The organism is Micromonospora sp. 4G55, from assembly GCF_016803375.1.
In genome coordinates this window covers 1-8,086 of the sequence record NZ_JAEVHN010000262.1, presented here as the reverse complement: position 1 = coordinate 8,086, position 8,086 = coordinate 1, and the positions used below count along the sequence as shown (strand labels likewise).

Genomic DNA, 8,086 nt, shown 5'->3' with positions numbered 1-8,086 from the left:
CTGGTCGGGGTCACCGGCACGGATCTGCTGGCCCTGGTGGTCTGCGCCGCGCTGCCGACCGCGCAGAACACCTACATCTTCGCCCGCGAGTACGGGCGGGCCGAGGTGGTGGCCCGGGAGACGGTGGTGGTGACCACCGCGTGCGCGATGGGGACGCTGGCGCTGATCGGCGCGCTGCTGGGCTGACCGGGGTTGTCAGCCCCGGGCCGGAATGACAAGATCGTCGCGTCGGCCCGACGGGTGGAAGGGGGTGCGCAGATGTCCATCACGACCAACGCCGCGCCCCACCCCGTTCACCGCTGACATCCCACGCACCCGGGGCGCGTCCATCCACTGCGGAGGAACACCGTGAGTGCACGGATCCACAACATCGGCATCGACTGCCGCGACACGTACGCCCTGGCCGGATTCTGGGCCCAGGTCTTCGAGTGCCCCCGCCAGCCGGACGACTTCCCCGGCGACCCGGAGGCGATGCTGCTGCCCCCGGGCGGACCGGAGGTGCTCTTCCTGGCCGTGCCGGACGAGAAGGTGGTGAAGAACCGCCTGCACCTCGACCTCGAGCCCACCGACCGGACCCGGGACGAGGAGGTGCAGCGCCTGCTCGGCATCGGCGCGGTCCAGGTCGCCGACCACCGCCGGCCGGACGGCTCCGGCTGGGTGGTGCTGGCCGACCCGGAGGGTAACGAGTTCTGCGTGCTGCGCAGCGCCGCGGAGCGGGCCGCCACGGCCGGCTGAGCCGACGAAGGCCCCGTCCACCTCGGTGGACGGGGCCTTCCTCAGGTCGTACGGGTCAGGACTTCTGCTCGATCTGCCCGCGCATGGTGGGCAGTTCGGCGGCGGCCTCGTCACCCGACTTGAAGTAGACGATGATCATGCCCAGGCTGCCCTTGTCGCTCCACACGCAGACACCGAGCGGCACGTTGGCGGCCTCGGCGTCGCCGCACTTGGCCTCCCCGCCCAGCGGCCCGGCGTCGACCTTCTTCATCTCGCCGAGCTGCACGGCGCTCTGGCCCGCGCCCTTGATGGTGTCGTCCAGCGTCTTCGAGGGGTTGGTGTTGAGCCCGGAGGCGGCGGCGATCATCACCAGGTCCTTCTTGACCGCCGTGCCGTAGAACGCGCCGACGGCGCTGGTGGCGTCCGGAAGGGACTTCTTGAGCTCCGTCTCCAGCCCGGTGGCGCCCTTGAGCAGAGCCGGATCGGTCGACTTGGCCCGACCGGCGAGCGTCGCCGGGGCGACCACCCGGGTCTTGGTGGCGTCGACGGTCTCCTTGACCTCGTCCTTGACCGCGAAGAACGCGATCGCGGCGCCGCCCAGGCAGAGCACCAGCACCACGGCGAGCGAGATCAGCACGATCTTGCCGACCTTGGACTTCTTGGCCGGCGGCGGGCTCGGGTCGCCGTACGGCTGGCCGCCCTGGGCCGGGAAGGCCCCCGGCTGCTGCGGCGGCGGGTAACCGCCCTGCTGCTGCGGCGCGGGGTAGCCACCCTGCTGCGGCGCGGAGTAGCCACCCTGCTGCGGCGGGGGATAGCCGCCGGGCTGCTGCGGAGCCGGGTAACCGCCCGACTGCTGCGGCGGCGGGTACGAGCCGTAGGGCGCGCCGCTTCCCGGCTGCGGAGGGTAGGGATCGGACGGCGGCTGCGACATGAGGTCAGCTCCAGACTCGTCAGGTGAGGACGGGTGATATTAGCCAGGCCACCGGGCACCCGCTGTCCCGTCCGCACCGGTTGCGACCGGTCGGCCGGGGGTCGACGGTCACGGTGACCGGCACCGCCCGAACGGGGCGTCCGACCACCGTGACCTGCGATTTCTGCCTCAGGAGCGCTTCTCGACCTGACCCCGGATGGTGGCGAACTCGGCCTTGGCCTTGGCCGCCGAAGAGAAGAACATCACGATCAGGCCGACGCTGCCCTCGTCGGCCCAGGTGCACACCCCGAGCGCGATGCCGGAGCTCTTGCCGGCGCCGCACTTGGCCACGCCCCCGAGCGGGCCGGGGTTGACCGTGGACATCTTCTTGACCGCCAGCGACGAGGACAGCCCGGCGACGGCGTCGTCCAGCTCCTTCTCGGGGAAGAGCACCGGGCCCGAGGCGCCGGCCACCATCACCAGGTTGCGCTTGCCGGCGCTGCCGTAGAAGGCGCCGACCGCGCCGGTCTCGTTGCGTACCCCGGACTTCATGTCCCGGACCATCTCGTCGGCGATCCGGCGCAGCTGCGGCTCGGTGTTCTTCGACCGGCCGGCCAGCGTCTTCGGCGTGACCAGCCGGATGTCCGGGGCCGGCTCGGCCTCCTCCTCCGACGGGCTCGGCTCGGGGGCCGCCGTGGTCGGGGCGGCGGAGACGCCGGGGCTGGAGCTGGCCTTCGGGTCCGGGTCGTCGTCGGAGAGCGCCACGTAGGCCAGGCCGCCGCCGCCCGCGCAGAGCACCAGCAACCCGGCGAGGACCAGCGACAGGATCAGGCCGAGCCGGGACTTCTTCGCCGGCGGCGGCGTCGGCGGCAGGCCGTACGCCGGCGCGCCGGCGAAGCCGTCCGGCTGCACGCCCGGGTACCCGCCCGGCTGCGCCGGCGGGTGGACCCCCGCCTGCCCCGACTGGTATGCGGGGTACGGCTGGGTGGGCTGCGGGTCGGCCGGCCGGCCGTACGGCTGGGTGGCGTCGGGGTGGCCGCCCTGCTGCGGCACGTGCGGCCAGGCCTGGGTCGGCCCGGTGCCCGGGGGCGGCGGTGGCTGGTGCGGCGGCGGGTACGAGCCGGGCTCCGGCTGCGTGGACCAGGGGTCGACCGGCGGTGTGGACATGCATCAGCTCCAGGCGAGGGTGAGAACGCGTGATGTTAGCGAGCCGTGGACCGGCTGCGCTGCCCCGTCCGAGTCTGACCGGGCCGGGCAAATGCCGGCCGGGGCGGGCCCGCGCCGGTGCCCAGACGCGATCGCGGTGGCCGGCGGCACCCGGTGACGGGCGTGCCGACCACCGCGATCGCGGTGCAGCGGGAGGGAATCAGCCGCGCAGGCTGGCGACTCCGCGCGGCAGGAACCGCTTGCCGGTGACCTTCTCGGAGGTGCCGGTCCGGTCCAGGTACGGCGTGACGCCGCCCAGGTGGAACGGCCAGCCGGCGCCCAGGATCATGCACAGGTCGATGTCCTGCGCCTCGGCGACGACGCCCTCGTCGAGCATCAGCCGGATCTCCTGCGCCAGCGCGTCCAGCGCGTTCTGGCGTACCTGCTCGGCGGTCAGCGGCTGGTCGCCGACCACGAGCAGCTTGGCGACCTCGTCGTTGATCTGGTCGTCGACCACGATCGGCTGGCCGGAGTCGGCGATCCGCTTGAGGTTCTCGCTGACGCCGAACCGGTCCGGGAAGGCGGCGTGCAGGGTGCCGCCCACGTGGTACGCCACGGCCGGCCCGACCAGCTGGAGCAGGGCGAGCGGGCGCATCGGCAGACCCAGCGGGTCCAGCGCGCTGTTCGCCACGTCCAGCGGGGTGCCCGCGTCGACGGCGGCGAAGACCGTGCCGAGGAAGCGGGTGAGCAGCCGGTTGACCACGAACGCCGGGGCGTCGGAGACCAGCACGGAGGACTTCCGGAGCTGCTTGCCGACGGCGAACGCGGTGGCCAGCGTGGCGTCGTCGGTCCGCTCGCCCCGGACGATCTCCAGCAGCGGCAGCACCGCCACCGGGTTGAAGAAGTGGAAGCCGACGACCCGCTCGGGGTGCTCCAGCTCCTCCGCCATCGCGGTGATCGACAGCGACGAGGTGTTGGTGGCGAGCACCGCCTCCGGCTTGACGATCTTCTCCAGCTCGGCCCAGACCTGCTTCTTGACGTTCAGGTCCTCGAAGACCGCCTCGATGACGAAGTCGGCGTCGGCGAAGACGCCCTTGTCGACCGAGCCGCTGACCAGGCCGTACAGCTTGGCGGCGGTGCCCTTGTCCATCCGGCCCTTGCTGACGGCCTTCTCGATCTGGGTGTGCACGTAGCCGACGCCCTTGTCCACCCGGGCCTGGTCCAGGTCGGTCATGACGACCGGCACCTGGAGGCGGCGGGCGAAGAGCAGAGCGAGCTGGCTGGCCATCAGGCCGGCGCCGACGATGCCCACCTTGGTGACCGGCCGGGCCAGGCCCTTGTCCGGCGCGCCGGCCGGCCGCTTGGCCCGCCGCTGCACCAGGTCGAAGGCGTACAGGCCGCTGCGCAGTTCCTCGGAGAAGACCAGGTCCGCCAGCGCCTCGTCCTCGGCGGCGGTGCCGGTGGCGAAGTCGGCGTCCTTCGCCGTCTCCAGCAGGTCCAGCGCCTTGTACGCGGCCGGGACCGCGCCGTGCAGCCGCTGGTCCAGGGTCTGCCGGGCGAAGTAGAGCACGCCCGCCCACATGTCCTTGTCGACCTCGGGCCGGGTCACGGTGACCTCGCCCCGCACGACGCCGGCGGCCCACTCCAGGGACCGCTCCAGGAAGTCGGCCGGCTCCAGCAGCACGTCCGCGATGCCCAGCTCGGCAGCCTGCTTCGGCTTGAGCATCTTGTTCTGCATCAGCGGGTTCTGGATGATCACCTGGGTCGCCGCCGGGATGCCGATCAGGTTCGGCAGCAGCTGAGTGCCGCCCCAGCCGGGAACCAGGCCGAGCGAGACCTCGGGCAGCGCCAGCGCCGCCGCGCCGCCGGAGAGGGTCCGGTAGTGGCAGTGCAGGGCCAGTTCCAGGCCGCCGCCCATCGCCGCGCCGTTGACGAAGGCGAAGGTCGGGATCTGGCTGTCCTTGAGCCGGGCGAAGACCCGGTGGCCGAGCCGGCCGATCTCCAGCGCCTGCTCGCGGTCGGCCAGCGCCGGCAGGCCGACGATGTCGGCGCCGACGCAGAAGATGTACGGCTTGCCGGTGACCGCGATGAACGCCGGGTCGGCGGCCAGCGCGGCGGTGATCGCCTCGTCCAGGCTGGTCAGACCGGCCGGGCCGAAGGTGTTCGGCTTGGTGTGGTCGAAGCCGTTGTCGAGGGTGATCAGGGCGGCCGGCTTGTCCAGCCCCGGCACCCGCACCGCGCGCAGCAGCGCCTTGGTGACGACCTCGTTCGGTGCGGCGAGCGCGCTCACTTGTTGCCCTCCCAGTGCGGGTTCTCCCAGATCACGGTGCCGCCCATGCCGATGCCGATGCACATGGCGGTGAGGCCGTAGCGGACCTCGGGGTGCTCGGCGAACTGGCGGGCCAGCTGGGTCATCAGCCGTACGCCCGAGGAGGCGAGCGGGTGGCCGATGGCGATCGCCCCGCCCCACGGGTTGACCCGCGGGTCGTCGTCGGCGATGCCGAAGTGGTCGAGGAAGGCGAGCACCTGCACGGCGAACGCCTCGTTCAGCTCGAACAGGCCGATGTCGTCGATGGTGAGGCCGGCGATGCGCAGCGCCTTCTCCGTCGAGGGGATCGGGCCGACGCCCATCACCTCGGGCTCGACGCCCACGAAGCCGTACGACACCAGGCGCATGGCGACCGGCAGGCCCAGCTCGCGGGCGGTGGCCTCGTCGGCGAGCAGGCTGGCGGTGGCGCCGTCGTTCAGGCCGGCCGCGTTGCCCGCGGTGACCTTGCCGTGCGGGCGGAACGGGGTCTTCAGGGTGGCGAGCTTCTCCAGCGAGGTCTCCCGGGGAGCCTCGTCGGTGGTGGCCAGGCCCCAGCCGCCGTCGGCGTCGCGGATCGCGACCGGCACCAGGTCGTCCTGGAGCTTGCCGTTGGCGTACGCCTTGGCGGTCTTCTGCTGCGAGGCGAGCGCGAACGCGTCGGTGCGGTCCTTGGTGATGTGCGGGACCCGGTCGTGCAGGTTCTCCGCGGTGGCGCCCATGACCAGCGCGGACGGGTCGACCAGCTTCTCCGCGATGATCCGCGGGTTGGGGTCGACGCCCTCGCCCATCGGGTGCCGGCCCATGTGCTCGACGCCGCCGGCGATGGCGATGTCGTACGCGCCCATGGCGATGCCGCCGGCGACGGCGGTGACGGCGGTCATCGCGCCGGCGCACATCCGGTCGATGGCGAAGCCGGGCACGGTCTTGGGCAGCCCGGCCAGCAGGGCGGCGGTGCGGCCGATGGTCAGACCCTGGTCGCCGATCTGGGTCGTGGCGGCGATGGCGACTTCCTCGACCCGCTCCGGCGGCAGCTGCGGGTTCCGGCGCAGCAGCTCACGGATGCAGCGGATCACCAGGTCGTCGGCGCGGGTGTTGGCGTACATGCCACCCGCCTTGCCGAACGGGGTACGGACGCCGTCGACGAAGACGACATCCCGAACTTCACGGGGCACTTGGAGCCTCCTTTTCGACCATGATTCGGCTCCGCGCCGAGAGGCGGGGCTGGACCGAACGACAGTCGCCGGCACGGGCGTGTTCCCCCGGATGCTACTCGTCAGTAACCAACCCCGACACCACCCCCCATGTGGCCCACCCCACACCCGGGCACCCTCGCCCCGTCCGCCGTCGATCATGAAGTTAACGCCCCTGCACTCGGCGTGTCGGGGCAATAACTTCATGATCAACGAAGGGGGGCGGTGGGTCAGCGGGTGGGGAGGGCCTCGGTGAGGGCGGGGACCAGGAGGGCGAGCTGCCACTCGCGGGCGCCGTAGCCGCGCAGGGTCTCGGCGACGGTGGCCTCGGTGATCTCGTCCGGGGGCAGCCAGGCCAGGCGGCGTACGGAGTCGGGGGCGATCAGGTTCTCCGCGGGCAGGTTGTGCTCCGCGGCCACCCGGACCACCACCTCCCGGCAGCGGGCCAGCCGGCCGGCGGCCACCGGATCCCGCTCCGCCCAGCGGTGCGGCGGCGGCGGACCCTCGACCGCCGGGGTGACCGGCAGCGCGTCGTCCGGCAGTTGCCGGGCGTCGTCCAGCGCCGCCAGCCAGGTGCGGGCCAGCCGGCGCACCGAACGGCCACCGAACCCGGGCAGGGTCAGCAGGGTCCGCTCGTCCTTCGGGTCCAGCTCGGCGGCGGCGACGATCGCCGAGTCCGGCAGCACCCGACCCGGGGCGGCGTCCCGCCGGGCGGCGATCTGGTCCCGGGCGTACCACAGGGAGCGGACCCGGGCCTGGGCGCGCGCTCCCCGTACCCGATGGATGCCGGAGGTGCGCCGCCACGGCTCGGCGCGGACCCGGGGCGGGCGGGCGCCGTTGCGGATCAGCGCGGCGAACTCCTCCGCCGCCCACTCCGACTTGCCCTGCCGGGCCAGCTCCTCGTCCAGGGCGTCGCGCAGGTCGACCAGCATCTCGACGTCCAGGGCGGCGTAGGTCAGCCAGGACTCGGGCAGCGGCCGGCTGGACCAGTCGGCCGCCGAGTGGTGCTTCTCCAGCGTGTAGCCGAGCAGCTGCTCGGTGAGGGCGGCCAGGCCGACCCGCTCGAAGTTGGCCAGCCGGGCGGCCAGCTCGGTGTCGAAGAGCCGGCGCGGGCGCAGCCCCACCTCGGCCAGGCAGGCCAGGTCCTGGCTGGCGGCGTGCAGCACCCACTCCGCCCCGCCGATCGCCTCGTCGAGCGCGGTCAGGTCGGGCAGCGGCAGCGGGTCGATCAACGCTGTGCCGGCGCCCTCCCGGCGCAGCTGCACCAGGTAGGCGCGCTGGCTGTAGCGGTAGCCGGAGGCGCGTTCGGCGTCCAGGGCCACCGGGCCCTGGCCCGCGGCGAAGCGGGCCACGACCTCGTCGAGTTCGCTCGGGGTGGCCACCGGCTGGGGCGTGCCGTCGCGGGGGGCGGTCAGCGGAACGGGGCCGCCGTTGGGCTGGTCGGTCCCCACGTCCTCCGGCTCCGGCGCGGCCGAGGGCTGGTCGTCTCCCGTACGGCTTTCGGCGGCCCGACGGCGCAGGGGTGGTTCGTCGGTCACCTGACAACCCTAGTGCGCCGCGCGATCCGGTGTGTGCAGCCGGTCCGGCGTGTGTCGGCGAAGCGGCCGGAAGGTGGCACGAAAGGCCGGACAACGGGGGAGACAAAGCGCGTACGCGCAGGTACGGTCCATCGAGCGTCGCGCCGTCGAGGTGCCCGAAGTGGCGCCACACGGGGGCGACGGGAAGGGCGGGGGGCCATCATGACGGCTGGGTACGGGCCGGGCGGCGGGACACCGACGCAGGGCACCGAAGAGCGCGGGCCGCAGGCGGCCGGCGACG

At 73.2% G+C, this 8,086-nt stretch carries 7 protein-coding genes; 2 read left to right on the top strand and 5 right to left on the bottom strand.

Annotation, left to right across the window (positions count from 1 at the left end):
* Nucleotides 1-186: AEC family transporter (locus JNW89_RS20535; RefSeq protein WP_238450132.1), on the top strand; the 186-nt coding region annotated here is incomplete at its 5' end.
* Between the two features lie 162 nt (nt 187-348).
* Entirely contained in the window at nt 349-735 is a 387-nt protein-coding gene (locus JNW89_RS20530) for a VOC family protein (RefSeq protein ID WP_238450131.1), read from the top strand.
* A 55-nt stretch (nt 736-790) separates the two neighbouring features.
* Here JNW89_RS20530 and JNW89_RS20525 read toward each other — a convergent pair whose 3' ends face one another.
* From JNW89_RS20525 to JNW89_RS20505, 5 genes are all read right to left on the bottom strand, one after another.
* Nucleotides 791-1,645, bottom strand: a complete 855-nt coding sequence (locus tag JNW89_RS20525; protein ID WP_238450130.1) for a hypothetical protein — start codon at nt 1,643-1,645, stop codon at nt 791-793.
* Nucleotides 1,646-1,813: 168 nt separating this feature from the next.
* The gene (locus JNW89_RS20520) at nt 1,814-2,791 is read right to left on the bottom strand and encodes a hypothetical protein (RefSeq protein ID WP_238450129.1); all 978 of its coding nucleotides are present in this window, start codon (nt 2,789-2,791) and stop codon (nt 1,814-1,816) included.
* Nucleotides 2,792-2,990: 199 nt separating this feature from the next.
* Nucleotides 2,991-5,060 carry a 3-hydroxyacyl-CoA dehydrogenase NAD-binding domain-containing protein gene (locus tag JNW89_RS20515; protein WP_238450128.1) on the bottom strand — a complete coding sequence of 690 codons (2,070 nt, stop codon included), beginning with the start codon at nt 5,058-5,060 and terminating at the stop codon, nt 2,991-2,993.
* Nucleotides 5,057-6,250, bottom strand: coding sequence for an acetyl-CoA C-acyltransferase (locus tag JNW89_RS20510; protein WP_238450127.1), 1,194 nt, complete (start codon nt 6,248-6,250; stop codon nt 5,057-5,059). The genes JNW89_RS20515 and JNW89_RS20510 overlap by 4 nt, the downstream gene beginning before the upstream one ends.
* 248 nt (nt 6,251-6,498) lie before the next feature.
* Nucleotides 6,499-7,806, bottom strand: a complete 1,308-nt coding sequence (locus JNW89_RS20505) for a ribonuclease D (protein ID WP_238450126.1) — start codon at nt 7,804-7,806, stop codon at nt 6,499-6,501.
* Nucleotides 7,807-8,086: the final 280 nt, after the last annotated feature.

Coding starts and splice junctions, on each gene's coding strand:
- JNW89_RS20525 (WP_238450130.1), bottom strand. CDS start 1,645: ATGTCGCAGCCGCCGTCCGATCCCTACCCTCCGCAGCCGGGAAGCGGC.
- JNW89_RS20520 (WP_238450129.1), bottom strand. CDS start 2,791: ATGTCCACACCGCCGGTCGACCCCTGGTCCACGCAGCCGGAGCCCGGC.